This window comes from Pseudomonadota bacterium (assembly GCA_039028935.1).
Classification (GTDB): domain Bacteria; phylum Pseudomonadota; class Gammaproteobacteria; order Steroidobacterales; family SZUA-146; genus SZUA-146.
Genome location: JBCCHD010000007.1, coordinates 74,489 through 100,417 on the forward strand (window position 1 = coordinate 74,489; position 25,929 = coordinate 100,417).

24 protein-coding genes are annotated in these 25,929 nt (G+C 55.3%); 14 read left to right on the forward strand and 10 right to left on the reverse strand.

Annotation, left to right across the window (positions count from 1 at the left end; genetic code table 11):
• Positions 1 to 99 precede the first annotated feature (99 nt).
• Positions 100 to 1,269: a glycosyltransferase gene (locus AAF465_05265; GenBank protein MEM7082121.1), complete on the reverse strand. Its 1,170-nt coding sequence runs from the start codon at positions 1,267 to 1,269 to the stop codon at positions 100 to 102.
• Between the two features lie 441 nt (positions 1,270 to 1,710).
• Between AAF465_05265 and AAF465_05270 the strand changes: the two genes are divergently transcribed.
• From AAF465_05270 to AAF465_05320, 11 genes are all read left to right on the forward strand, one after another.
• Complete coding sequence (locus AAF465_05270; GenBank protein ID MEM7082122.1) at positions 1,711 to 2,367, forward strand: hypothetical protein; 657 nt, start codon at positions 1,711 to 1,713, stop codon at positions 2,365 to 2,367.
• A 173-nt stretch (positions 2,368 to 2,540) separates the two neighbouring features.
• A complete protein-coding gene (locus AAF465_05275; protein MEM7082123.1) occupies positions 2,541 to 3,143 on the forward strand; it encodes a hypothetical protein in 603 nt (200 codons plus the stop codon).
• Between the two features lie 241 nt (positions 3,144 to 3,384).
• Positions 3,385 to 4,074, forward strand: a complete 690-nt coding sequence (locus tag AAF465_05280; GenBank protein MEM7082124.1) for a Bax inhibitor-1 family protein — start codon at positions 3,385 to 3,387, stop codon at positions 4,072 to 4,074.
• Between the two features lie 82 nt (positions 4,075 to 4,156).
• The gene (locus AAF465_05285) at positions 4,157 to 4,891 is read left to right on the forward strand and encodes a hypothetical protein (protein ID MEM7082125.1); all 735 of its coding nucleotides are present in this window, start codon (positions 4,157 to 4,159) and stop codon (positions 4,889 to 4,891) included.
• Positions 4,892 to 4,964: 73 nt separating this feature from the next.
• Positions 4,965 to 5,663: an alpha/beta hydrolase gene (locus tag AAF465_05290; GenBank protein ID MEM7082126.1), complete on the forward strand. Its 699-nt coding sequence runs from the start codon at positions 4,965 to 4,967 to the stop codon at positions 5,661 to 5,663.
• Positions 5,664 to 5,699: 36 nt separating this feature from the next.
• Positions 5,700 to 6,305 (forward strand): pyridoxamine 5'-phosphate oxidase family protein, encoded by a 606-nt coding sequence (locus tag AAF465_05295; GenBank protein MEM7082127.1) that lies wholly within the window; start codon positions 5,700 to 5,702, stop codon positions 6,303 to 6,305.
• Positions 6,306 to 6,430: 125 nt separating this feature from the next.
• The gene (locus AAF465_05300) at positions 6,431 to 6,901 is read left to right on the forward strand and encodes a DUF4399 domain-containing protein (protein MEM7082128.1); all 471 of its coding nucleotides are present in this window, start codon (positions 6,431 to 6,433) and stop codon (positions 6,899 to 6,901) included.
• A gap of 3 nt (positions 6,902 to 6,904) precedes the next feature.
• Positions 6,905 to 8,854 carry an MFS transporter gene (locus tag AAF465_05305; protein MEM7082129.1) on the forward strand — a complete coding sequence of 650 codons (1,950 nt, stop codon included), beginning with the start codon at positions 6,905 to 6,907 and terminating at the stop codon, positions 8,852 to 8,854.
• Between the two features lie 140 nt (positions 8,855 to 8,994).
• A complete protein-coding gene (locus AAF465_05310; GenBank protein MEM7082130.1) occupies positions 8,995 to 9,852 on the forward strand; it encodes an acyl-CoA thioesterase II in 858 nt (285 codons plus the stop codon).
• Between the two features lie 223 nt (positions 9,853 to 10,075).
• Positions 10,076 to 10,930, forward strand: a complete 855-nt coding sequence (locus tag AAF465_05315) for a hypothetical protein (protein ID MEM7082131.1) — start codon at positions 10,076 to 10,078, stop codon at positions 10,928 to 10,930.
• An 11-nt stretch (positions 10,931 to 10,941) separates the two neighbouring features.
• On the forward strand, positions 10,942 to 12,126 hold the full coding sequence (locus tag AAF465_05320) for a DUF4785 domain-containing protein (GenBank protein MEM7082132.1): 1,185 nt from the start codon (positions 10,942 to 10,944) through the stop codon (positions 12,124 to 12,126).
• Between the two features lie 237 nt (positions 12,127 to 12,363).
• Here the strand turns inward: AAF465_05320 and AAF465_05325 are convergent, their stop codons facing one another.
• Positions 12,364 to 12,981, reverse strand: a complete 618-nt coding sequence (locus AAF465_05325; protein MEM7082133.1) for a lamin tail domain-containing protein — start codon at positions 12,979 to 12,981, stop codon at positions 12,364 to 12,366.
• Positions 12,982 to 13,238: 257 nt separating this feature from the next.
• Positions 13,239 to 14,216, reverse strand: a complete 978-nt coding sequence (locus AAF465_05330; GenBank protein ID MEM7082134.1) for a hypothetical protein — start codon at positions 14,214 to 14,216, stop codon at positions 13,239 to 13,241.
• Between the two features lie 357 nt (positions 14,217 to 14,573).
• Here AAF465_05330 and AAF465_05335 point away from each other — a divergent pair, with 357 nt between their 5' ends.
• Complete coding sequence (locus AAF465_05335; GenBank protein MEM7082135.1) at positions 14,574 to 15,272, forward strand: hypothetical protein; 699 nt, start codon at positions 14,574 to 14,576, stop codon at positions 15,270 to 15,272.
• A gap of 12 nt (positions 15,273 to 15,284) precedes the next feature.
• On the opposite strand, the gene AAF465_05340 is transcribed toward AAF465_05335, so the two are convergent.
• The 3 genes from AAF465_05340 to AAF465_05350 all read right to left on the reverse strand — a co-directional run bounded on the left by AAF465_05340 (position 15,285) and on the right by AAF465_05350 (position 19,390).
• On the reverse strand, positions 15,285 to 16,283 hold the full coding sequence (locus AAF465_05340; GenBank protein MEM7082136.1) for an HD domain-containing protein: 999 nt from the start codon (positions 16,281 to 16,283) through the stop codon (positions 15,285 to 15,287).
• A 118-nt stretch (positions 16,284 to 16,401) separates the two neighbouring features.
• Entirely contained in the window at positions 16,402 to 17,193 is a 792-nt protein-coding gene (gene xth, locus AAF465_05345) for an exodeoxyribonuclease III (protein MEM7082137.1), read from the reverse strand.
• A 166-nt stretch (positions 17,194 to 17,359) separates the two neighbouring features.
• On the reverse strand, positions 17,360 to 19,390 hold the full coding sequence (locus AAF465_05350; protein MEM7082138.1) for a M3 family metallopeptidase: 2,031 nt from the start codon (positions 19,388 to 19,390) through the stop codon (positions 17,360 to 17,362).
• A 408-nt stretch (positions 19,391 to 19,798) separates the two neighbouring features.
• Between AAF465_05350 and AAF465_05355 the strand changes: the two genes are divergently transcribed.
• The gene (locus tag AAF465_05355) at positions 19,799 to 21,847 is read left to right on the forward strand and encodes a S9 family peptidase (protein ID MEM7082139.1); all 2,049 of its coding nucleotides are present in this window, start codon (positions 19,799 to 19,801) and stop codon (positions 21,845 to 21,847) included.
• Positions 21,848 to 21,990: 143 nt separating this feature from the next.
• Here AAF465_05355 and AAF465_05360 read toward each other — a convergent pair whose 3' ends face one another.
• The 4 genes from AAF465_05360 to AAF465_05375 all read right to left on the reverse strand — a co-directional run bounded on the left by AAF465_05360 (position 21,991) and on the right by AAF465_05375 (position 24,501).
• Complete coding sequence (locus AAF465_05360) at positions 21,991 to 22,548, reverse strand: DUF1415 domain-containing protein (protein MEM7082140.1); 558 nt, start codon at positions 22,546 to 22,548, stop codon at positions 21,991 to 21,993.
• Between the two features lie 96 nt (positions 22,549 to 22,644).
• Positions 22,645 to 22,839: an RNA-binding S4 domain-containing protein gene (locus AAF465_05365; GenBank protein MEM7082141.1), complete on the reverse strand. Its 195-nt coding sequence runs from the start codon at positions 22,837 to 22,839 to the stop codon at positions 22,645 to 22,647.
• A 46-nt stretch (positions 22,840 to 22,885) separates the two neighbouring features.
• Positions 22,886 to 23,791 carry a GIDE domain-containing protein gene (locus tag AAF465_05370; GenBank protein ID MEM7082142.1) on the reverse strand — a complete coding sequence of 302 codons (906 nt, stop codon included), beginning with the start codon at positions 23,789 to 23,791 and terminating at the stop codon, positions 22,886 to 22,888.
• A gap of 140 nt (positions 23,792 to 23,931) precedes the next feature.
• Positions 23,932 to 24,501, reverse strand: coding sequence for a LemA family protein (locus AAF465_05375; GenBank protein MEM7082143.1), 570 nt, complete (start codon positions 24,499 to 24,501; stop codon positions 23,932 to 23,934).
• Positions 24,502 to 24,571: 70 nt separating this feature from the next.
• Here AAF465_05375 and gorA point away from each other — a divergent pair, with 70 nt between their 5' ends.
• Complete coding sequence (gene gorA / locus AAF465_05380; protein MEM7082144.1) at positions 24,572 to 25,918, forward strand: glutathione-disulfide reductase; 1,347 nt, start codon at positions 24,572 to 24,574, stop codon at positions 25,916 to 25,918.
• The last annotated feature ends 11 nt before the right edge of the window (positions 25,919 to 25,929 follow it).

Below are 25,929 nucleotides of genomic sequence, written 5' to 3' on the forward strand. Positions count from 1 at the left end.
CTAACCCGCCATGAATCACGCCCTTTCTCGGCGTTGAATGTGTACGAGCTACCGATGAATAATGTACGCCGTTAGGTGAAGTGGCGCAATGTTGGGTGATCAGCCCGTGCGGTGTTCGATCGATGCGGTGGCACTAAGATCGGCGGCGGCATACGCGCGCACCACACGAAACAGTTCGGCCGCTGATTTTTCAAACGTATACCGCATGGCGCTCTTGTGATTGCGGCCGCTGACGATAATTCGAAAGTGAATATCCGCCATAGACCGTTCGAGCGTATTGGCCAGATCGTTCGCATCGCCCTGTATAAAAAAACGTACTTTACTACCCAAGTGTTTTTTGACCATCTCAGCGTTGGGCGCGACGACCGGTAGCCCGCTGGCCATCGCTCGCAGCATAGGCGCATGGGAATGGTCGGAGCGGTCACCCCACACAAACCCATCGGCGGCCGCAAAATGACCGGTTAACTTTTCGGGCTGAGTTTCATCGATGAGCTCAACGAAACTCAGCTGTCTAAATCGCTTTTCGAGTGAACGATTAAATTCCTCACCGCGTTCGTGAGCTTCATCGGGTGCGGGTACCAGCACTTTGAGTTCAATGCAGGCACCATAATCACGCAGAATCTGCACGGCCTTAATGGTCGTGTCGATCGAGTCGGACGCCGGATCAGCGGCCGCCAGCCAAATGAAAGGGTTTTCGATCGTCACTTCATCCACGAGCCGGTGTCGCCGAAGAGACGAAAAAAACTCAGGCGCGACGCCCAATGGAATGAGGTGCTGCATTTTTTTGAACTGCGCGGTCTTGGCTACCGCGAAGCAACTCAGCGCGATGATGCCGCTGGCGCTGTCGATCTCAGGCAGTGCGGACCGCGCTGAAATTTTTTCTTTGAGCCGCTGTAAAAAGCCACCGTCACCCTGATGCGTGAGCACAGAGCTTGCTGAATCACTCATCAACACCGCCGAGCGCTCGTGGGTAAAACGCATGGTATTGAGTGACACAAGTACCGTTTGTGGCTGGTTGTCGAGCTCAGCTTGGATATGGTCATCGGTTTTGGTGTTGTCGCCCGATTCACCGCTTGCTCGCGTTATCGTTAGCCACGCGATGTCGGGCCAGTCGGTCGCGTCCTCCGCGTGGACGACCAGCTCAACCTGACCAAAGCCAAAGGCAGAGGGCGTGGCCGCCTGTAGGATGCGCGCCACGACGCCACACAGCCCCTGCGCCATGTCGGAGGAGGCGTCGATGAGCAGCCGATACGAACCGTCGTCGCTCATAATGTGCAGATAAGAAGCGGCATAACCTGAAAACTATAGTCAATAATGGCCGTAAAATCTGTGAGCGATCTCAACAAACGATCTTAATAACTGAATGATTTGCCAGGCATCCTTGGAGGGCTTGTGAAAGCCCGCGCGGTACGATAGTCTACGTAGTACGATAGATTACGTACTATCGTTTCCATTGTGTGGCCACAATGACGGGGCAGCGTCTTTGTGGCCACACGATGGTGTTGGTCAAAAAAACAGCAAGATTGACCCTCTTTTTTGAATCTAAATCGGCGTTTTACCCTCTGCGCTGAGATGATAGGACTGAGCGTAACTATCTGTTTTTTCGTGATGTTCCGCTTTCAGCTGATTGTTGACAACGTTGTCTTTTCTGAGTATAACGAGTCTGTAGCTACCTACTAATAACTAACGAAAACCCTTGGGGAGAGAAAAATGTACAAATCTGTTCGTCTTTCAATCGCTGCCCTCGCAACGGCACTACTGTTCAGTGCAAACGCGATGGCCGCAAACATTGCCATTAACGGCGACGTCGAAACCGGTGATCTGACTGGCTTCGAACTGTTTCCAACCGGGAACGGCAGCTTCGCGGAAGCGTCAACGGTCAACCCATCTAGCGGTGCCTATTCACTGCACATCGTTAACCTGCAAGAAGCGTCAGCCTATGTGGTCAAGCAGCCTAATCTGGCGGCGGGTCAGCTGATGCCTGGCCAAGAAGTCACCATCTCATTTGATGTGCGTGGTTCTTTCGGTCCTGGCGGCGTGCTGTTCGCGGAATTGTTCTCAGAGCTTGATGGTGGCGGTACCTCTGCGTCTGAACTGCTGGGAGGTGCTCCAATCTTCCCAAGCGCTAACGTCGATGAGTGGACCACATTCAGCTTCACGACGAACCTGGGTCCTGATGTGTCTGGCGGTCTGACGCTGCAGTTTGCTGCGGTGACCGGTGCTGTTGCTGGCAGCTTTGCGGACGTGTTCATTGACAACATCGTCATCGAAGCGGACCTGCCGGCACCTGTGCCTGTACCGGCCGCTGTTTGGCTCATGGCTTCGGCATTGGGTCTTCTTGGGCTGAATCGCAAGAAAGCTGCCTAAGCGAGCAACGCCTCTTTGCTCAGAAAAGCCCGGCAATGCCGGGCTTTTTTTGTTTCTAACACTTCACATTCCGGCCTATTGGCAAAACTGTGACATGGCCACAGACACTTTCGTTGGGTTGCTCTACAGTGAACATGGGGGCAAGTATCAAGGCGCTGGCAAACGGAGTCATTATGGACATGAAAGAGTGGTTGGTTCAGGAGGCGCAAAAACTCACCAACGACATCAAGGAATTGCAAACAGACATTGCCGTGCTCGAACGAAAGTTTGAGATTCAGGTTGTTGACTCGGAAAATACGCTGCCACTGGGTCACAACGAATGGAAGCAGTTCAAGGACAACATTCTGTCCTCGTGCATGATCATGATTGAACAACTCGAAGACTTTATCGACAATCGCTACGAACGACAGCTTCATTGGTCTGCGCTTCGCCTGCTCGCCGCTTCCGGTGTGCTGTCAGCTGAAATCGATTCCTATCAATCTAAACTGGCGTATGTCGCCAAGAATCCGTCTGATCGGTCGCCGGGCGTCACCATGCTGTACGACTACTTTGTTGCTCGACTTCAACCGGTCGGGAGTCGATTCTCGCTTCGCATCACGCAACTACTGACACGTGTAATGGACCCATTCTCTTGGTCCGTTGAAGCGAATTTGACGCAGAGTCAGTCTGATCCAGGCAGCGTCAAACTGCGCATGGAATTTCACCCCAACACGAAGCAGCGTCGCAAAGAGGAACTGGCACGCGAGAAACATCTTAAGCGTCTCGAACTTGATTGAATCGTCGATGGTTTCGTGGCGTAGTGGGATTCTAACCGTTACTCGATGGCACCTAACCCGCACTAAGGTGCGATTACCGCACTTCTAACCGACTGAATTTATTGATCGGCCTTGCCCGACTGTACCCCTTGAGCCTGGAAAAGCCGGTGGCCCCAACGTGCGCATCAACGTGTTATGCCTTTAGTTTGTGTGCTCGCTTCGCTACACTTTGGGACTATTCGATGACAGACGGAGTGAACGCATGTTTTCAGACACTTTGGATCAACTGAGCGAAAAAACACAGGGTCGTGAGCGGTTTATCACCCGATCGTACAATCATCTGCTGTTGGCTGTGGGCGCGTTTGTCGCCTTTGAGTACTACCTGTTTAGTTCCGGACTTGCCGAGCGCATTGCGGCCGCACTCACCGGCGTATCGTGGTTACTCGTGCTGGGCGCATTTATGATTATCGGTTTTCTCGCCTCAAGCGCCGCGATTCGCGCTGAATCAAAAGGTGTGCAGTATGCGGCGCTGTTTGGTACGTCCATCGCGTGGGCCATTATTTTTGTGCCGCTGATCTATTTCGCGGAAATGCGTGTGCCCGGCGTGACGAAAACGGCGGGTATTGCCACTATTTTAGGATTTCTCGCGCTAACCTCAATCGCTTTTCATACGCGCAAAGATTTTTCGTTTCTCGGCGGCTTTTTACGCTGGGGCGGTTTGATCGCAATTGGCCTGATTGTACTGGCCGTTTTGGGCATGCTGGATCTGGGCGTGTGGTTTTCGGCGGCAATGCTGCTTTACTCCGGTGCTGCCGTGCTGTTCAAGACGTCTGAAATCATTCATCACTATCCGGATGATCGCTATGTTTCAGCGGGCCTTGAATTGTTCGCTGCCATTGCGCTCATGGCCTGGTATATGGTGCAGATCTTCACCTCGTTCTCCGGTGACTAGCCGACCGCTAGTGGCAACACCACCTTCAAGAGAGGTCCACGCCAACGGCGGCGTGGACCTTTTTTCGTGAGCGAGCATCGCAATGCCCTTCATTATTCTCAGTGGACTGATCACCGTTGTGTTGCTTGTGCACTGTTACAAAACCGGACGCGACCGTTCGTGGCTGTACATTCTTCTCATTGCACCCGGCATTGGTGCGGCGGCCTACATCCTGATCGAGATTCTGCCTGAGTTCTTTCGCGGCATTACGGGTCAGAAAATGACGCGTAAAGTGAAGAATGCGATTAACCCTGGTGGGGAGCTCAAAAAGCGTTCCCAGGATTTTGCCCGAAGCCAAAGTGCAGCCTCAACTCATCAACTGGCCGAGGAGCTAATGACGCGCGGTGACTACGCGCAGGCTGAAACGTTGTATCGCGAAGCGCGCACGGGCATGTTCGAATTTGATCCGGTGCTTATGCAAGGGCAGGCAACCGCGCTGTTTGGTCTGAATCGGTATGACGACGTGATCGAGATGATGGACGCGTTGATCATGCAGGTGCCCGACTATCGCAGTCAGCATGGTCATTTGCTCTATGCGCGAGCGCACGCAAACGCGGGCCGCGAGGCGCGCGCAAAAGAAGAGTTCGATGTGTTGGTTGATTATTTTACCGGGCCGGAAGCCCGTGTACGCTACGCCGAATACTTGACGAGTCTGGGCGACGAGGCCGGGGCGCATGCCCAGTGCGAGGAGGTTATGCGAACCGCAGAGCTGTCGCCTAGGCACTACCGACGCACACACAAAATATGGCTTCAGCGCGCCAAGTCGCTGCTCAAATAATGGTATGCGCATAGAACCGGCAATCGTGTTGAGTGTTGCGATCTGTCTACTGCTGTTCATGCCGGAGACTGCAATGGCCGCCAGCGAACATGATGCCGAGCCCGTGGTGTTGTTACATGGACTGAAACGCACGCGCTACTCCATGAATAAGATTGCCAGAGGGCTGGACAAAGCGGGCTTTCATACGTGCAACATCACCTATCCATCGAATCGGCTGCCGGCCGTCGAACTCGTGGCGTTTATTCGCGATGAAATTTCGCGGTGTTTTGGCGACACCACGGTGCCTGTCAAATTTGTCACCCACTCTATGGGCGGCATCATGGTGAGAGCGCTGGCCGCTACTGGCGGCACGCCCAGAATGGGTCGCGTGGTGATGATCGCGCCGCCAAATCACGGCAGCGAAATTGTCGACCTACACGGCAACTCCGCGCTCTTTCGTTGGCTCATGGGGGAGGTGGCCACTCAGCTGGGCACCGGCGCTAACAGTTTGCCCCTGCGGTTGGGGCCCGCTGAATTTGAGGTCGGCGTAATTGCAGGTGAAGGCCTGTCCAACCCCATGGGTCTGTGGGTGTTCGATGAACCTAACGACGGAACGGTCGCCGTCCGCAGCACGCGGTTAGCGGGGATGAGTGACTTTATTGTCGTACCGTATGGTCACACACTCATCATGCGCAAGCCGCGTGTGATCGAGGAGGTCATTCACTATTTTCAGCACGGCGTATTCAGTCCCCGCTATCGGGAATGGGCAAAGGACTCGCAAAGTGGCGACTAAAGTCAATTCGTATTGGCCACCGCAGCAGGGGATGCGATGACAACACACGCCGATTCCCATGATGATGTTTCAGCCGTCGCGCTCGAGTCCATGGTTAATGCCAGCTGGTCACAGTTAGCCCGCGCGCTGAGTCAACCTTCCCACCCCATGCGTTTTCCGGTCGTTGCGACGCGCACAGCGTCGGGGGTCGATGCGCGGATCGTTGTGCTTCGCCATGCGGACCAGGCTACGCGAACCTTGGAGTTTCACACCGATACACGGTCGGCGAAACGGCATCAGCTTGATAAGAGCGCTGCATTGATCTGGGTGTTTTACGACCCTGAGACGTCGCTGCAGCTGCGGTTTCGCGGTCGGGCGTTGCGTTGTCGAGATGAACAAATGGTGGCCGACCGGTGGACAGCGCTTGCTGAGCACGTACAAAAAGCCTACACGCAGTCTTTGGCGCCCGGTACGATAGTTGACGCCATTGTCGACGGTGCACCGTGTCCAAATGCCACCGACACGCAGAGTGGGCGCCAACACTTTGCCGTCATGCACTGTGCGGTCGATGAGATCGAATGGCTGCGGTTATCGCGGCACGGCCATCAACGCGCCCGGATGGTGTTTGCAGATGAGTGGACGGCCAATTGGGTGATGCCTTAATCGCGCCATTCACCCGCCGATGGGCCCTGCGGAGCGAATCGACTGGGTGCAATTGAGCAACAGGGCAACCGCGTGCTGTTTTTGTTAGCATCAGATGCTCGACGTTAATCCACAAAGGTCTGTCTATGCGCTCGAATTCACTGTCTGCCCTGCTCTTGTTGGTGTGCGTAGCACTGGGCGCGTGCAGTCCAGGAAAGTCCTCGATGCCGACAAAGGCGGCCGCCGCGTCGATGGCCGTGAAGGCGCTGCCAGCGGCCTCACCTCGGGTGTACATTATCAGCCCAGTTGATGGCGAGACCGTTGCGTCGACATTCAAAGTGGTGTTTGGCCTTGATGGCATGGGCGTCGCGCCAGCGGGAATTGAGTTGAACAACACCGGTCATCACCATCTGCTGATCAACATGGATACGCTTCCTGATCTGACTCAACCACTGCCGGCGAGTGAGCAGCTGGTGCACTTTGGCGGTGGACAAACCGAAGCGAGCGTTACGCTACCCGCCGGGTCGCATACGCTACAGCTCTTACTCGGCGACTTTTCGCATGTCCCCGTTGAGAACATGCTGTCGGAAAAAATCACCATCACGGTCGTCGAGTAAGCGGTGAACGACGGGCCGGCAGCCCCTCGCTCGACCTCATCGGAGGCGGATGCCGCAGCTGGTGGCGCACACCCCAGCGCCTGGACGCTCTTGCGTCAGCGCAAGTTTGGCGCGTTTTTCAGCACGCAATTTTTAGGCGCGTTTAACGACAATGTCTATAAGAACGCCCTGGTGGGGCTATTTACCTATCAGTTGGTGTCGTTGGGAGTGTCTCAAGCCCATAGCCAGTCGTTGATCAACATCGCGGGCGGCCTATTTATTCTGCCGTTTTTTCTGTTCTCCGCGATTGCCGGGCAAGTGGCCGAAAAGTACGAGAAAGCCATGCTCATTCGCCGCATTAAAAATTACGAAATCGGCGTCATGCTGCTGGGCACGGTAGCGCTCGTCACGCAGCAACTTTGGCTGCTCATGACGGTGTTGTTTTTAATGGGAACTCAGTCAACGTTTTTCGGGCCATTGAAATACAGCATTTTGCCGCAGCACTTGCGCAACGATCAGCTTATGGGCGCGAACGCGCTGGTCGAGATGGGCACCTTTCTTGCGATTATTCTTGGCGTCATCGCAGGGGGGTTACTGTCAGCCATTCCGGATGTCGGTATCTATGTGGTGGCGATCACAACCGTTTCACTGGCCATCGCTGGCCGCCTTTCTAGCGGTTTTATTCCGTCTGCCGATGCCACCGCACCGGCGCTCAAACTGAGTTGGAATGTGCCGGTAGAGAGCTGGCGTATCTTGCGTAACACCCGTAAAAATCGCACCGTGTTTCTTGCCATCATGGGTGTATCGTGGTTCTGGTTTTTCGGCATTTATGTGTTAAACCAGGTGCCAAGCTATGTCGCGGACAGTCTCGGCGGCACGCAAACGGTCGTCACCACGCTAATGGCCACCTTTTCAGTTGGGATCGGCATCGGCTCTATGTTGTGCGCGCGCTGGAGCGGTCGCGCGGTGGAAATCGGGCTTGTGCCGCTCGGTGCGTTGGGCATGACGCTCTTTGCGCTGCATCTTGGTTTGGCCCCTGTTGCCACGGACACCAGCACACTCGTTGGCGCGCGCGAGTTTTTGGCGCGACCCGGGAGTTGGCGTATTTTGCTCGATCTATTGGGCATTGCCGTATCGGGTGGACTGTACATCGTACCGCTGTATTCCATGATTCAAACGCGCGGCGATCGTGGTCACCTATCGCGAACTTTCGCCGGACTCAACATCATGAATTCATTTTTCATGATCGCGGCAACCGTGGTGGCGCTGCTGCTGCTCAAGGCTGGGTTGACGACCTCACAGCTGTTTATTGTCCTGGCCCTTATGCATGTGGCGGTGGCCCTGTTTATTTTCTTTCTCGTGCCAGAGTTTGTGCTGCGACTGGTCGCGTGGGTAATTGTGCGCGTGTTCTATCGTTTGAAGGAAACCGATTTGCATCATATTCCGCTCGAAGGCGCGGCGGTGATGGTGTGCAATCACGTGGCGTTTGTCGATGCGTTAGTGGTCGGAAGCTGTTCGCGTCGCCCGCCGCGATTTGTCATGTATCACAAGATTTATGACTCGAAACTGCTCAACCCTGTGTTCAAGACAGGCAAGACGATTCCCATCGCGCCGGCCAAAGAAAACCCGGAGCTGCTTGAGGCAGCCTACGATGCGATACATGACGCCCTGAATAATGGCGAGTTGGTTTGCGTGTTTCCTGAGGGCATGCTGACGCGCGATGGGGAAATGGGTGAGTTCAAACCCGGCATTGAGCGCATTCTTGAACGTAATCCCGTGCCGGTCATACCGCTTGCGCTGCGCGGATTCTGGGACAGTTTATTCAGTCGTCAGCCGGGCGGCTTTTGGCGCCGTTTTCCAGGTGTGCTGTTTAAGCAAGTTGAAGTGGTTGTCGGGCCGGCGATCGCACCGGAACGCGCGACAAAAGACCATCTGCATGAAGTCGTGAGTGCGCTACGCGCGGGTAAAGCCTGACCAACTCTGGCGCGTTGCGTCGAGCCTTCACATTGGCGTGCACTATGGCGTGCTCGACGGTGGCGTAGCGTCCGAATAAGTCGTTCGGTTTCGCTGAGAAACCGCGTACACTGTGCGGCTCATTCATCAATCAAATCGACATGCCGGCCATCCTCACAGAATTACTGGACCACTTGGCGCTTGAGCAACTCGAGCGTTTTTTATTTCGCGGCGAGTCGCGCGACATCGGTAGTCCGCGCGTGTTTGGCGGACAGGTGTTGGCGCAGGCATTGAGTGCGGCACTCACCACGGTTAAAGAGCGGCCGGTTCACTCGCTGCATGCCTATTTTTTGCGTGCCGGCGATATTAAAAGTCCGATCGTTTATGAGGTGGACAGAGCGCGCGATGGTTTGAGTTTTTCGATGCGCCGCGTTACAGCAATCCAGCACGGCCGGCAGATCTTTAATTTGTCCGCATCGTTTCATAAAGCTGAGCAGGGACTGGAACACCAATTTTTAATGCCGGATGTAAAACCGCCGGCGGCACTGCCCGATGCACAGGCGTTCGTAACAAAGATGGGTCAGCGTATGGCGCCAGCGCTGCGCGACTTTTATCTGCGAGAACGGCCGTTTGAATTCCGTTTCGGCTGGGGTGAACCGCTGGGCGAGGGTACGGGACCTGATCCGAAAACGTATCTGTGGTTTAAAACCCGCGGCTCACCGCCCAATGATGATGATCTGCATCGCACATTGCTCGCCTACGTTTCTGACTATCATCTTATTCGCACCGCTACACTGGCGCATGACGTGCAATTCGGCGATCAGCGCGTGCAGCTTGCCAGCCTCGATCACGCCATGTGGTTTCATCGTGACGTGCGGGTTGACGATTGGTTGTTGTACACGATGGACAGTCCCAACACGAAAGGCTCTCGAGGCCTGGCCCGTGGCATGATTTATAACCAATCGGGCGAGCTTGTGGCTTCAACTGCGCAAGAAGGATTAGTGCGCGTGCTCGATTAGTCGGCCTATCCTCTGCCTCATCAACACTTCGCTGTGTTACCGCACACTCGATCTTCCCACCTTGACGTTCGATCACCGATTGAGTGAAGGGGTTCGTTCGACTTAAGTGCCTGACAATCCGCGTCTTTCGGTTATACTGGTTGAACACATGAGGGGGATTATGTCATGTGTATTCACTCTGCTCGTGCGGCGTGAGTTGCGCGAGCCCTAATCAGGGGGATTTATGCAACGACTAACACTATGCGCTTTAGCCTGCGCAGCGTTATTGCTGGGGGCGCCGGCGCTGGCCAACACGGGCGTCGCGTTCGTACACGGCACAGGTGATCAAACCAACGCTGCGAACGACTATTGGCAATGGAACAACATCAATTCCGTACGCCAAGGCCTGTCAAATCAGAACAATTACACGGTAATCAATTGTCAGTTTTCGCAGTATATGTGGCGATCCGGGGCGGCTGGTTGTTTGGCTGACCAACTGACCAGTTTTATTAATAGCCGTAACATCACTGACCTGGTCGTCATTACGCATTCAAATGGTGGCAACGTCATGCGTTGGATCCTGTCCAATCCAACATGGGACAGTCGCTATCCCAACATCATCAGTAAAACGCGTCGCGTGTACGCGGTTGCGGCCTCAAGTCTCGGCACTCCGCTGGCCGACGCCGTAACCAATGGCAATGTCTTTGAGCAGTCCCTCGGTTGGCTGTTGGGTTACGCGAGCGATGCGGTGCGCATGCAGCAGGTATCGTGGATGGCCTACTACAACGCGTATTGGCTATTGGGCACATCGGGCCGTCCGGCGTTACCGAAGCCGATGACCAACATTGTCGGTACGGATGTCGAAACGGCGTTTTGGGACAGCGACTCCTATTGTGGCGGATATACGCTGAACCTGGGTCTCGAGTTCACGCAAAACTGGCTCAATAACTGCTCCGACGGTTTTATCGACTGTAGTTCGCAGGCGGGCGCTGGCAGCGACACCCTTTACGATAGTGCGTTTACTAATGAACCACTCAGCCACAACCAGAGTCGCCGCAAGTGCTTCGGCATCGACGTATTGCTGCGTAACGCACTTTAAGGAGAACCGATATGAAACTACAAAAAACAGTTCTCATTCTTGCGGCATGTCTGCAAGGCGGTGTGACATTGGCGGAGTCGCTGCAGTTGCGCAGCGAGGGCAACGATTTGCGTGTGAGCGTATTAACCGCCGCGCCCGATAGTCCGCTTGCCAACACTCGGCGCGAAGCCGTTTCGTTTTCAATGCCGCTTAACGGCTCTGCAGCCGGATTCACAACCCCTTCGGCGTTTACGGCCGTGAGTCGCGAATACCGAATTCCGGTAAGCGCGAAAGCACTTGCCCAGGGCGTGTCGGTTCGTACCACTGCCCCGGGTGCCGTATTGGCATTGAGTCCGGTTGGGTCGGTCAACGGCGCGGCCCTTGGCCCACTTGATCTGACGATCAAAACCCCGGCTGGCGCAACGTTACGGGGCAGCGACGCGATGGATCAGCTTGTCGACCAACGGGCCATTGCGGCCACGGGCGTGCCCTTTTCCAATGGCATGATTGGTTTTCGATTCAATCGTGCGCTGGGGGCGGGCGAGTTTGTGGTATCCGCGAACAAACGCGTCACGCAACACTACGTGCTGCATGTGTTTGATGCGTCCAGTCGCGCGACACTGAGTCTCGCTGCGCCCGAGCAGGCGTTGGTGGGACAGACGTTTCGAGCGGCGGGAGGCTTCTCTGGCAATAATGCGCCGATCGAGCGCGCGGCGGGTTTTTTAGTAAGCCCTAACGGCGATCGCGTGCCAGCCGAGGTTTCGATCGACGGTGCCTCGTTTGACGTTAAAGCCAATGCGACCGATGCGTCATCGTTCGACGGCCTGTGGGAACTTCACGTTTCGGCTGTCGACGCCAATGGGCTGCAGCGCGACGTGAAAACCGCACTCGCGGCCGCGTACGCGACGGCTCGACTCGACGGCACGATCGAAAAACGCGGCCTTCAGTTTGAGTTTGGTATCGAGGCGGCCATCGCGGGGCGGTATGAAGTCAGTGCGGTACTGGTTGGCACCGGCGCGTCTGGGCCCACGCCAGTGCTCATGGGTGCATCAGCAAAGTGGCTCGAGCGCGGTGCGGGGCACATCACACTCGAGTTTGATGCGGCTGCGCTTAAGGCGGCGGGCGTGGATGCGCCATTCGCACTGATGTCTGTGGCGCTTAAAGATCAGAGCCGCATGGCGGTGCTTGAACGCGTCGCACAAGGCGTCAGCTTCTAGTTTGACTGCTTGCCCGGCGCCAAGGCAGCGGCTGTTTACGCTGCCTTGGCGCTGCTTTGCGCTCGGTATTATCGGCAACTAGCCCCATCCGGGTGGCGCATCGAAACGTTGTCCTCCGGGCTTAGATTGTTGGCCTATGGGGCCGTGCACAGCGTCTGCCACCTCAACGACCTCGCCCACCCTGCTCCGTCGAGGTCGCCACCGCAGCGGGCGTTGCTTGGTGCGGCAGTCGGTGCGTTAGGCACGCCGTCGACGAAAGAGACCGACCAGTGCCAGCGATGAGGCCAGCAACGGCAGCGCCGCCGGTATCGGCACAGGACTGCCGAATCCTTGTCCTGTATTGAGTAGCCCGCTACTGGCTAGCCCAACAACCCACTCGAATTTATCCGGATGAGGCCCAGTGAGTTGGAGGCTCATGCCCGGAGCGGTGTCCGGCGCCTCGAAGAGTCCAATATCGACGCTGAACTGGCCGACGGCGGCACCCTCGGTGGCGGCAAAGGCGCCTTCGTAACTAATGAACTGCAGCACATTGCCGTCGGGATCGGTGAGCGCGATGCCGTCTGGTCCGTTTTGTAATCCGGTGGCGAAAAACAGTGCACCGTAGTTCTGACCTTGATTTTCGATTACGCCCTCAAGCGCGATGTTGTCGTACACCGATCCATTGCTGCCGTTGTACAAAAGTAACGAATAGCCAGTTAAGTCCGTGCCGGCGATACCGGCGATTTCGATTCCTTCGTTCGCGTCAACCCCGGAGTTGTCGTAATGAAACTCATTGATGAACAAACTGGCGTGTGACGGCGACGAGAGGGCGGTGATCAAACAGACCGTGGCCAATCTGACTAAATCCTTTTTCATGACGGTTTCCTTTCCATGACAAGAGTGAGTGGAGGGCACCACGGTAGAGCGTCTCCGCACCGGTCACCAGCGATGTTTATCGCCAATTCCCACATAAACTCAGATCGGTAACGGAAAGGATTCGCTGATGCGCGGCAAAGCATCGCCGTCGGATTTGGCAGTTGCCCGCGAACACGTTCGCGACGCAGCCTTGAAGCGAATGGCTGCGCAGAATGAAATCGGTAATTCGCTGTGCCGTCGGCCAACGGCCGGTAACGCTAGGAAGGGTCTTCGAGTCGGAAAGAGCTGAGTGTTGTGCGAAACACGTCGAAGTCGTTTTCGCGATCGTCCAGTTTGGTGAATCCTTGCGCGACAAAGAATCCTGAATGGGTTTCCATGATGACCTGCATGACCGCGACTTCATAACCCAAATGACGATGTTTCCCGGTGCCTTCGATAATGACACTCGGTACACCGGCTATCGACTTGCTCTGCGTCAGGCCGATACTCGGGTTCTCGAGCAGCGTGATGCGTTTGAACTGCCCAAGGGCGAAGTCTTCATTCAGCGCTGTGCCTTCCGGTACCGGTTTGAGCGACATCATCAGCAGCGCATCGGTGTAGTAGAGGTCCGGCATGCGTCCCGTTTCGGTGAACACGAGACTATTACTCATTCGCGTCACGACCCGCAGATTCGGTACGTCGTCGACACGGAATCCTAGGCCGTCGAAATGATCGAGTGACCGAGACGAATCCCAAAATGATGAGCGCAATGCTTGTTCAATTGGCGCGCGCAGCTTGCGCGCGTTTGCGATCGGAAAATAGCCGGCGACCATGACGCTTTCCCTTGTGTCGCCAGTGATGAGAATCCAACGCTCATACTCAACACCCCGCAATATTTGTCGCACGCTCAGCAACTGTCCCGATAAGCCATCCCGTTCAAGCAATTCGCGTTTAATTAGGCGCATTTCCGACTTAGCAAGACCCGCGGCACTGTAGTTTCGTGAAAACTGAATGTATGAACTGGGCACTTCGTTGACGACAATGGCCGACACGATGCTGCTGTGCTGTACGCCGGGGAAATACAGCGAGGGCTTAAAATTATCTGGAGGCGTTAAGGTGACGCGTGTGCCCTGGATTTGCAGCGCCATGCCGTGACTCGCCATCAAGGGGCTCCACGTAAGGGCCGCCACGATCAGTAGCATGATGATCGATCGACGTCGGCCGGGACGAAGTAAATCCAAAGGTCTGTTCAACATGAGCTCCGAGTCTTGAGTCGTTATTTATAGCCGATTCTATTCGGATCGGTCCAGTGTCTACGATATTATGTCGCCAAAGGTTGCCATGTGCGGCGGTTGATGCACGACAGGGCGGTCGTGCGGGGTGCGCTATTTGCCGCGGTTGACGCTACAATTGTTCGTCGTTTCAACGGACTCAACGCATGGCGCAATGTGCGTGCCGTTATCTCTGACAAGCGCGTGCTGACAGGGTTCAGGTTTGATGCGCAAAGGCTAAACGGGGATCCGACGCTCCACCGATTCGTTTTGATCGAGCGATCCACGATCGGTGGACAATACGCGAAGTGACGCACAGACAAAAACAGATAGGTTCTCGATATGAGTGACAATGAATCAACGTCCGTGATCGGCGCGATCACCAAGCAAGCACAGGTCATTCTGACGCTCTTTTACCTGTCGACGGTGGCCATCGGAATGCTTTACTACCACCAAAAGTATTCCGAGTTTGGGATCAATATTTTCCAGTACGCTGATATCCTACATTTTCTGGTCGCGCCATTTGAAGATGCGTATATTATTCGACTGTGTCTGGTTGCCATTGTGGTGTTGGCGTTCGGCTACTCGGTCGACCGTTTTTCGATGCAGCACTTTCCAAGGCTATACCGCGCCAGCTATTGGAATCTCAATGACAAGCCGTGGTTTGAAACCTTTAAAACAACGTCCTGGCTATTGTCGTTGGTGGCCCTCATTGTGATTAACTCTTATTCGTACGGCGCAAAATCAAAGGACAAAATCTTGGCGCGAGCACCCGTGACGGTGACGTTTGAGGACGGCAGCACGATGACAGGACGCATGATTGGCAAAGCGAGCGATACGGTATTTTTGATTGATGGCGATTTGGTCAGAGCCATTCCGATGCAAGCGCTGGTGCGTGACTTGACGGTAGGCCGACTTGACGGTATCGCGCCCGAGGCCCGCCCGGCGACGACCGCCGCCAATCCAGCGAATGTGTTGGATGACCGTGTGCGCTCAAAAAAGTCCAGCGCGGTGCAAGCGGAGACAGAAACACGCGAGTAACCGTAGTAGTAGTTAGGCTTTTGGTAGCTCGCTGAGTTTGAGCGCAACCATTTTTTGCGTATCGCTCAGGCTATCTTCTTCGACTGTGAACACCGGTGGTGTGCGCCGAAGCCGACCGAGGTCGTCAGATACAAGCAGATTTTTGAGAAACTCTAGGTTTTTCTCAATGCCCGCGGCGTACGGATCGCCATCCGGGAACCAAGCACCGAGGTAACGCATTGCGTTATCAAAGGTGCCTTTGAGGCGTTCGCGCGTCACGTTTTCATAAAACATGGGCGTTTTCTTGAGCAAGTCTTCGCCGGACTGATACTCAACGCGAGTCGTTCCGTCGTGCTGTTCGCTGATGGCGACACCACCGAGAACAAACTCCGAGTAGAGTCGGTCGCGACACTTTTCCAGGTAGCAGCGGTCCGCCATTTGCGCGACTAAGTCGGCGGTTCCCAGCAGCTTGCCCATAATGCGATAACGCGGGTCAGAAAACTGCAGCGCATTAAGATCCACCTCGTAGCCGGTGTAGTGCACTAACTGAACCGTGTCGTTGATATGCGCGTCCATTTCAAACTGCGGCATGAAGCGTTCGAGAAACCGGGCGCTGCGCGATACATGACTCTTGGTGTACTGCGCACCGTTAACAAATTCGAGATCGTCTGATTTGCGAATATAGCCGGCGTCATGGAAAAGCGCGGCGACGATGCCGACCATGCACAGTTCATGACCCAATTTTTCACTGGCCGGTGCGGCACGCTCTTGGCCGCCAAGAATGCGCGCCATCGCGAGCGTCACGTCGAGCGAATGCTGCATGTCGTGGTAGATCGTGTCGCAGCCAGCGTAACCGGGCAGCTCGCCCTCAAAGAGTTGCCGGAATATGTCAAACGCTCGGGACATGCGCGAGTGGTCTTCGCCCGCGAAGCACTCGTCGAAAATATCGATTACGGCCTCTCGTACCGCGTACGGATTTGAGACCTGTACGGTGCCGGTTACGTCGTAATCGCTGTTGCGCGAATTGTCCACTCACAAACTCCAATGGAATGCCCCCAAGTCTAGGAAATATATAGGGCAAACGCGAGGCAAGGAGGCCGTAAAATGCGTGTTTTATGGCCCTCAAAGAGCCCAAAACAGACAATTTTTTCTAAACTGTGAACTCGGCCACAATCGGCGCGTGATCGGACGGACGCTCCCAGCCTCTTGGGGTCTTATCGATCGTGCTGTGAGTGAGTGATGCGGTGAGTGCAGCGGAGGTTAACAGCAGGTCGATGCGGACGCCGCGGTTGCGGCGAAAGCCAGCCGCTCGGTAGTCCCACCAACTAAACAGTGCGGGTGCCTGATCGAAGGCACGAAAGCTGTCCGTGAGACCGAGCGACAGCAATCGTTCGTAGGCCGCGCGCTCAGCGGGAGACACCAGCACCTGTCCTTCCCACGCGATTGGATCGTGCACATCGTCATCGGTCGGAGCGATGTTGAAATCGCCCATTACAATGAGCTTTGAATGGGCGCGAATCTCTTGTGCCAGATGGTGCTCAAGATGCTGCAGCCAGTCGAGCTTGTAGCGATATTTATCCGAGTCAGGCGTGGCGCCATTGGGTACATACAAGTTGGCGATGCGTAGGTCACCGAGGGTTGTGATAATCACGCGTCGCTGCGGATCGTCTAGGCCCGGTAGGTCGGTTACGATTGACTGCGGACGGCCAACGCGATTTGTCACCGTCTCGGTACGCATGAGCATTGCCACGCCGTTGTAGGTTTTCTGCCCGTTGAACACCACATCGAAACCCGCCTTGTTGAGCGCCTCAACCGGAAAGTCAGCATCGGGTGTTTTGGTCTCCTGCAGCCCGAGAATATCCACACCGGTATTGTCGAGCCACTTGATGACTTGGGGCAGGCGTACACGCAGTGAGTTGACATTCCAGCTTGCGATTTTCATGACGTGTGCTCCCCCGATTGATGGTCAGTCTTTTTAAAATCGATCCGGTGTGATGATGCGCACGCGCCCCAACGATAACGGCCAACTGCCCCGCTGGCGTGGGTGCTGACCGTGTTACCGTGCACCGTTAGACAGAGTGTAGGCGGAAGTCGCCGGCCGGTGGAGTTTATGTCGCGGCCAGTCCGTTGTGTCGGATGAGCGCATCAACAGTCGGCTCGCGCCCCCGAAAGGCGGTAAACGCGTCCATGGCATCGACCGATCCGCCTTTTTCAAGAATGCAGTGCTTGAAGCGCTGGCCTGTCGTTTGATCGAGAATGTGGGTGTCTTCAAAGGCGCTGAACGCATCGGCCGACAGCACTTCGGCCCATTTATAGCTGTAGTAGCCTGCGGCATATCCCCCTGCAAAAATGTGCGAGAACGCATTGGCGAAACGATTGTTGGGTGACACCGGCACTACCGACACCTCTTCGCGCACTTCATGCAGAATGTCCTCATAGTGTTGACCCGGCGGCTCAAGATGCAGGCGCATGTCAAACAGCGCAAATTCAAGCTGACGAACCGACTGAAGCCCGGCGTGAAAGGTGCGTGTGCCGAGTAGTTTGTCAAACAACGCTTCCGGCATGGGTTCGCCTGTTTCGTAATGACCACTGATGAGGCTCAACGTATCGCGCTGCCAAGCAAAGTTCTCGAGGAATTGGCTAGGCAGTTCCACCGCATCCCAAGGTACGCCGTTAATGCCCGCGATACCCGGATACGCGACTTTGCTGAGCAGCAAGTGCAGTGTGTGGCCAAATTCGTGGAAGAGGGTGACAATTTCACTGTGCGTCAGCAGCGCAGGCCGGTCGCCCGACGGTGGCATGAAATTACACACCAGGTAGGCGACTGCTGAACTGTCTGGGCCGTTAATGCGGTTGTGGCCGATGCACTCATCCATCCATGCGCCGCCGCGTTTTTTACTGCGTGCAAACAGGTCTGTATAGAATCGACCCGCGCGCTGACCGTCGCTACCGGTGACTTCAAACAAGCGCACATCGTCGTGCCAAGCTGTTGCGGCATCGAGTGGGCGAATGGTGATTCCGAAAATTTTACCCGTGATGTCGAACATGCCTTCGAGCGCTTTTTCAAGCGGAAAATAGGGCCGTAATGATTCATCGGAAATCTCAAAACGGTCTTCGCGGAGTCGTTCCGCGTAGTACGAAATGTCCCACGGTTTGAGTTCGCTCCCCGCAAAATCTTGTAAATCGCGAAACTCACGTTCAGCGGCTGGGCGGCTGCGACCGGCCAGATCGCGCACAAAATGCACGACCTGTTCACCCGACGCGGCCATCTTCTTAGCCAGTGAATACTCCGAGTAATGGTCAAAGCCGAGTGCCGTCGCGAGCTCTTGGCGCAATGCCAACGTTTCTTCGATGATCGGCGTGTTGTCATAGGCATCGTCGTGCACGCTTCCGGCGGAGGCGCGTGTCGACCAGGCGTTGTAGAACCGCTCGCGCAGTGTGGCGTTTTTGGCATGCGACAGAACAGCAAAATACGCCGGAAAATCGAGGCCAAAATACCAACCGGTCAGGTCACGATCGCGCGCTTCTTGTGACGCCCGAGCCAGAGCGCTCGGCGGTAGGCCTTCAAGTTCTTCGTCCGACTCGGTGTGGTAGTGCCAGGCGTTTGAGCAGTCGAGTACGTTTTCTTCAAATTTCGAGCGTAGCGCCGACAGACGCAGCTGGATTTGCGTAAATTTCTCGCGCTCGTGCGGCTCGAGCGCGACGCCGGCGAGCGTAAAGTCGATCAGCGCGAGATCGAGTAGGCGGGCCTGCTCGGCCGACAGCGCGTCGGTCTCTCGGACAGTCTGATAGGCTTGATACAGCGCCTGGTTCTGACCCACTTCTGACCAAAACGCGGTGATCTTTTCTAGACATGCATTGTGCGCTTCGCGCAGTGCATCGTTGCTCATGACCGAGTTTAAATGACTGATTGGCGACCAAACACGCGCGAACTGGTGGCTCATGATTTCGAGTGGTTCGACGATATCAGTAAAGGTGCGCGGTGTGGTCTCACGCAGCACCGAGTCGATCAGCGCGCGGGACCGGTCGAGCACGTGCTCAATGGCTGTGGTGGCCTCCTCAGCACCCACGCGCGAAAAATCGGGTAGATCGTCCAATATCAATAAAGGGCTAATCGACTTATCGTATTCAAGCGTCATAAATCATCCAGGTGAATTCCCAACTGCCGCCGATGGTAAAGCAAATGTTCACCCTCGCCAATTGGTGACCGTTGCATTTTCGCCCCTTTTCTTGCGGTTTTGCCCTATCTTCTTTCCGAACCGAACGCGCTGATACGGTTTTGATTCGACGGCACTTCGCAAGGCACGTTGATGCTCGGTCGGCGTGGGGTAGTGATGATGAGGTGAAAGCGCGCCGAAACGCTCGTTGGACGCGACCGAATTTACCCACACACGACGCGAACGGGTTACTATTGAGCGCTGTCTAAAACAACAGGAAGAAACATGCGCATCCTCGCCCCAATTTTGGCGCTCTGGCTACTGACACTGGCCAGTGCGTGCACGTCAACCGATTCCGTTTCCAGCCCATCGCCTGACAAAGGGTCTTCTATGAATACACCGCCGATCGCCAAAGTCGCGCCGCATTCCCTGACGGCGCATGGTCACACACGGGTTGATCCGTACTATTGGATGCGCGATGACGCTCGGGAAGACACGGAGGTGCTGGCGTATCTGGAGGCCGAAAACGCGTTCATGAAAACGCAGATGTCGCACACCGAAGAGCTCCAAGAACAACTGTTTGACGAGTTGAGTGCACGCATCAAGCCCGATGATACGAGCGTGCCGGTTCGATATGGCGATTACGAATACTGGACTGAATACCGCGAAGGATTGGAGTACCCCATCTATAAGCGGCGTGATCCGGACGGTTCAGGCGAGCAAGTCATTTTGGATGTCAATGCGCTGGCTGAGCCGTTTGACTACTACAACGTCAGTGCAACGGAAGTCAGTGACAACGGCGAGTGGTTGGCGTATGCCGAAGATACGGTGAGTCGCGGAGAATATCAGCTACGTTTTAAGAATCTCAAAACGGGTAACACGCTCGACACCCGTATTCCGATGGTATCGGGATCTGTGGCCTGGGCCAGTGACAATCAGACGGTGTACTACGTGCGACTGCAGGACGACACACTCATCCCCTATCAGGTCTATCGCCATTCCATTGGCGACGATCCAGCCAATGATGTGAAGGTCTTTGAAGAATCCGATAGCACGTTTTTCGTATGGATGAGTCGCACCCGAGACGGTAATCACATTCAAATCGGTTCCTCGAGCACGCTATCTTCTGAGATGCAGCTCATCGATGCGCACGACGCGGCGGCGTCTGCGGTAACGGTGCTGCCTCGCGAATCCGATCACGAGTATTTTATTGAGCCGCGAGGTGATCATGCCTTGATTCTCACTAATTGGATGGCGCCCAATTTTCGCCTGATGAAATCAAAGCTGGCCACAATCAGTGACAAGTCAACCTGGAAAGAGGTAGTGGCCACCAAGGACGATGTTCTGCTCAGTCGATTTCAGACGTTTAACGACTTTTTGGTGCTTGAGCAGACCGAGGAGGGCATCAATACGCTCACCATCTTGCCCGACGGCGGTGAGTCGTTCGTGATCGACTCCGACGAAGCCGCTTATGCCGCCTCCATTGATGCCAATCCCAATATGGACAGCCATGTGTTTCGTTATCGCTACGAGTCGCTGGCCACACCCGATTCGATCATCGATTACGACCTTAAAACGGGCAAGAAGACGATTCGCAAGCAGCAATATGCTGGCCCCGATTTTGATTCGACTGATTACGAAACCGCGCGCATTAATACCATCGCCCGTGACGGTACGGCCGTACCGGTCTCACTACTGTACAAGAAGGGGCTCAAACCCGATGGGTCTCACCCCCTTTATTTGCTCGGATACGGTTCGTACGGCTCGACCTATGAGCCTGGGTTTCGTAGCCAACGCATGAGTATGGTGGATCGAGGCGTGGTGTTTGCCTTGGCGCATATCCGCGGTGGACAAGAGAAAGGTCGCCAATGGTATGAGGACGGCAAGCTGCTCAAAAAGAAGAACACGTTCACCGATTTTATCGACGTCGCTGAAGATTTGAAGGCGCGTGGGTGGGCGCATCCGGACAAACTGGTGGGCACCGGGCGTAGTGCTGGTGGCTTGCTCATTGGGGCGGTGGCCAATATGGCTCCCGAGACGTTCGCCATCTTGCTAACCGAAGTACCGTTTGTGGATGTCGTGACCACCATGCTCGATGAGTCGATACCGCTTACAACGTTTGAGTTTGATGAATGGGGCAATCCAAAAGATAAGGCGTACTACGACTATATGCTGTCTTATTCGCCCTATGATCAGATCGAGGCCAAAGACTATCCCCACATGCTGGTCAGTACCGGCCTATGGGATCCGGCTGTGCAGTATTGGGAGCCGGCAAAATGGGTCGCCAAACTGCGCGCAACAAAGACTGACGATAACCGTCTGCTTTTTTATACCGATATGAACGCCGGTCACCGAGGATCGGCGGGCCGCTTTAAGCGCCAGCGAGATTTTGCGATCAAGTATGCTTTTATGTTTGATTTGCTCGACATTGACTTCTAAACGCACGAATGGTCTTTGCCGTTGGCGCTAGGTGAGGATCCGGGTTCTGTCGAACAACGGCTCGATCAGGTGATGGCCGGTGAGGTTGAGTGGCGGTGACTTGGCATCACCGGCTGATGAGATGGTTGATCGGCAACGTGCGGTTACGTTAGCGATGCCAATCGTGCTCGGATGGCGTGTAGGCCCAGTGCGTTGAGTTTTTCAATGTTATTCGCGGGAATTTGATCGGGATTGGCATAACGCTTGAGCGCCGCTTCGACACTGGCCTCTCTTAGAAGGTGCAGCATCGGATAGGGGGAGCGATTCGTGAAATTTTCTGGGTCATTGTTCTTGGTGCCGGCAAATTGGTAGTCAGGATGAAAGCTGGCAACCTGATAAACACCGGCATGCGACAGTCTCACGAGCGCGTCGTCCGCCGCGTTGAGAAACTGGTTGTAGTCGAGAAACTGTGTGAGCACATGCGGATGGATGAGCAGCGTGGTCGCGACTTCGGGATGCTGATCGAGATGCGACAATTCAGTCTCTAGGTCGCAGAGCAAATCGGCTTCGGTGGCGGCATCGGAGACGCAAAAACGAATCGTCTCGAGCACGCGTTCGCGTCGAGCGAACGGGCATAGGTCCAGTTCAATAACGAAGTGATCGAGCCACTGTTGGGTCTGACGAACCGCGGTCGCTGCGTTGATCAGTTCGTTATCCTGCATCATACGTTGATCGTCGAGGTCGGCGTGGCCTCTCCCTTGTCCCATCCGCTAGCACGGCGCGAACCTCGAATGACGGAAAACCTGGCATGACGCTAATCAGAGAGGGTCTGACTCAGTCAAGGCGGGTTGGCAGCGGACTTGGTATCGTTCGCCGTCAATCTCGATGATATCGCGGTCTACGATCTTCCGCCGTTTGCGGGTTTCAGGCTCATTGTTGACCTGAACATTGCCATCGGCGATGCGCTGTTTGGCTTCGCCGCCGCTCGTCGCTAGATTCTCGAGCTTAAGCAACTTGAACAGTTCAATGGGTTGATGGCTGATGTGGATAATATTGATGTCAGCCCCCGTAGCGTTTTATCAGCACATACGTCAGTCCAACCCCTAAGAGCACCGATACGGCAAAAGAGCCCAAGGCTTTCCAACGCATTTTTTTTGCAAAATCGCGGTTGGTAAACGGCGCGATTAAGAATGGACGCTTGTCTGGTGGCGCGCCGATCACATTAATGCCGGGAATCGTCGCATGGCGTCGTTTCTCGAGCGCGATTTGCTGACGGGCGTCCTCGCGCGCGACTTCCCACTCGGCTTGGTCTAGTACGCCATCGTTGTTGCTGTCAAAGCGATTAATCAACTCGGTTTGGTTTTTTTTCCAGTTGGTGATCAATCGCCGGATTTCATCCGCATCGTTCCAATCGTCAATCGCCTCATGCGTTTTGTGCAGTCCGATGACGCAAATGAGTTCATTCGGCATGATGAAGTACTCGCGAAAACGATAGTTTGTGCCGCGAAACGAACCTACGGTGCGGAGCGTGGCGGCTTGATTGCCGTTCCAGGTGCGTTTGTGCACGGGAAACACGTCGGCGCCCTCAGGATCAATGACGCAGGTGCCGGTCTCATCGCGTATCGCAAACAGCGAATCACTGGTTTCACTTTCCACATGCACCCAGTCATTATTGCGATTGCGCTCAACAACATACGACCACCACGCGCACTCTCGACCTGAGAGGGGGGATTGGATGGGTGGCCCGTCGAGCAATTCGGCGCGGCCTTCAAGCTCCACATAGCCTTGCTCAGCGGAACGGGCTTTAGAGGTGGGAACGTCCTCAAGGGTCCGAGCGCGAATAAGATAGCGAAACGCCCAGAACAGTGACAAACACAGCACAACGGCTAAACCACCGCCGATCATCAGGAAACCCTGGGTATCGGCGGTGGCAATGTTGTCACCGATGCGCGTAAGAAACCTCATTTGCGGAGTGTGGTCGCGTGCTACTGCCAGTAACGTTACCGCGTCAATCGGCTCGATTGACCCGCGCATTGAGCGGCGAGCCGGTGAAACCGCACGCCACTAGGTTCGCTAGCTGTCCGCTCGACCGCGTGCATCCTGCGCTAGTTAAACAACGCTTTGACGTTAACGTCGGCTTTTTCTTCTTCGGCAAACTCAAGCAAATCCGCTTTTTCGAAGTTGAAAAAGCGCGCGATAAGCAGGTCCGGAAACTGGTCAACCCGAATGTTGTTGAGATTGACCGAGGCGTTGTACAGCTCGCGACGGTCGGCAATCGACTCTTCCAATGATGTGATGCGCTTGGCCAGATGCTGAAACGACTCGTTTGCTTTGAGGTCAGGATAGTCTTCTGCCACAGCAAAAAGGCTGCCTAATCCCATGCGCAGCTGCGTTTCGGCTTTGCCCAGTTCGTCGAGGTTGCCACTTTGCTGGGCTTGCGATACACGGGTCCGCGCTTCCATTACTTGGCGCAGCGTTTCCTGTTCATAACCCATATATTCTTTACAGGTATCGACCAGCTTGGGCAATTCGTCGTGGCGTTGTTTGAGCAGCACGTCGATGTTGGCCCAGTTTTTCTTGACGTTCTCGCGCAGTGCCACCAGGTGGTTATAGAGCACTACGCCGTAGGCAAATATCAGACCAAGAACGGCGAGTGTGATCAAAAAAGAAACCATAGTCGGCCCCTTGTATACTTAGACAGCAATCATTATATCATTGCCACCCATCTTAAAAGGGACCTGTTTCATGTCTTATGAATTCGATCTGATCGCCATCGGCGGAGGGAGCGGCGGCTTAGCGGCGGCTCAGCGGGCGGCGTTACACGGCGCCAAAGCGTGCGTCATTGAATCGGGGCCGCTGGGTGGCACCTGTGTCAACGTGGGGTGTGTGCCCAAAAAGGTGATGTGGTATGCCGCGCATGTTGCGCATGCCGTGCATGACGCCAACGGCTATGGCGTGCTGGCAGCGCAAACCGGTATGGACTGGGAAGGGCTTGTGACGCGGCGGGACGCCTACGTTAAGCGGCTCAACGGTATCTACGAGCGCAATTTGGCCAATAAAGACGTGGAGTATGTGGTGGGCAGCGCGGCATTTGAGGATGCCCATTCGGTACGTGTAGGCGATCGACGCCTCACCGCGAAGCACATCATCATTGCGACGGGCGGTTTTCCTACCCGGCCCGATATCCCGGGCGGTGACCTTGGCATTACGTCTGATGGGTTTTTTGAACTGACGCATCAACCCAGAAAAGTCGCCGTAGTGGGAAGTGGCTATATTGCAGTCGAACTGGGCGGAATGCTCAACGCATTGGGCAGCGAGGTGCATCATTTTGTGCGCAAGGAGTCGGTGCTGCGGGGGTTCGATCCGATTCTTAAGGACACACTGATGGAAACGATGGCGGCGCAAGGTGTGTCGTTCTACACGAATACGGCGCCAACAGCGGTCGCCAAGCAAGGCGGCGCGTACACGCTCACCACCAACACCGGAGACCAGCACGAGGGTTTTGACGAGGTGCTGTGGGCCATCGGTCGGACCCCCAATACGGCGACACTCAATCTGGATGCAGCGGGCGTCGAGCATGACCGTCGAGGCTTTGTGCCGACCGATCGATATCAAAATACCAATGTCGAGAACATTTATGCGATCGGCGATGTGGCGGGTACTGTAGCGCTTACCCCGGTTGCCATCGCCGCAGGTCGACGATTGTCCGACCGCTTATTTGGCGGCATGAGCGACCGCTATCTGGATTACAGCGATATCGCCACTGTGGTGTTCTCTCATCCTGTGATGGGCACCGTCGGGCTGACTGAACCTGAGGCGCGTGAGCAGTTTGGCGACGACATCGAGGTATTTACCTCGCGATTCACGCCGATGTACTACCAGCTGACCGAGCGAAAACTGCCCGCCGCCATGAAGCTCATCACGCAGGGTAAAACACGCAAAGTCATCGGTTGTCACGTGATTGGTGACGGCGCCGACGAAATGATGCAAGGCTTCGCCGTCGCGGTAAAAATGGGCGCAACGAAAGACGACTTTGATAACACCGTCGCCATTCACCCCACGAGTGCCGAAGAGTTTGTGACCATGCCGTAGTGGTGTTGATG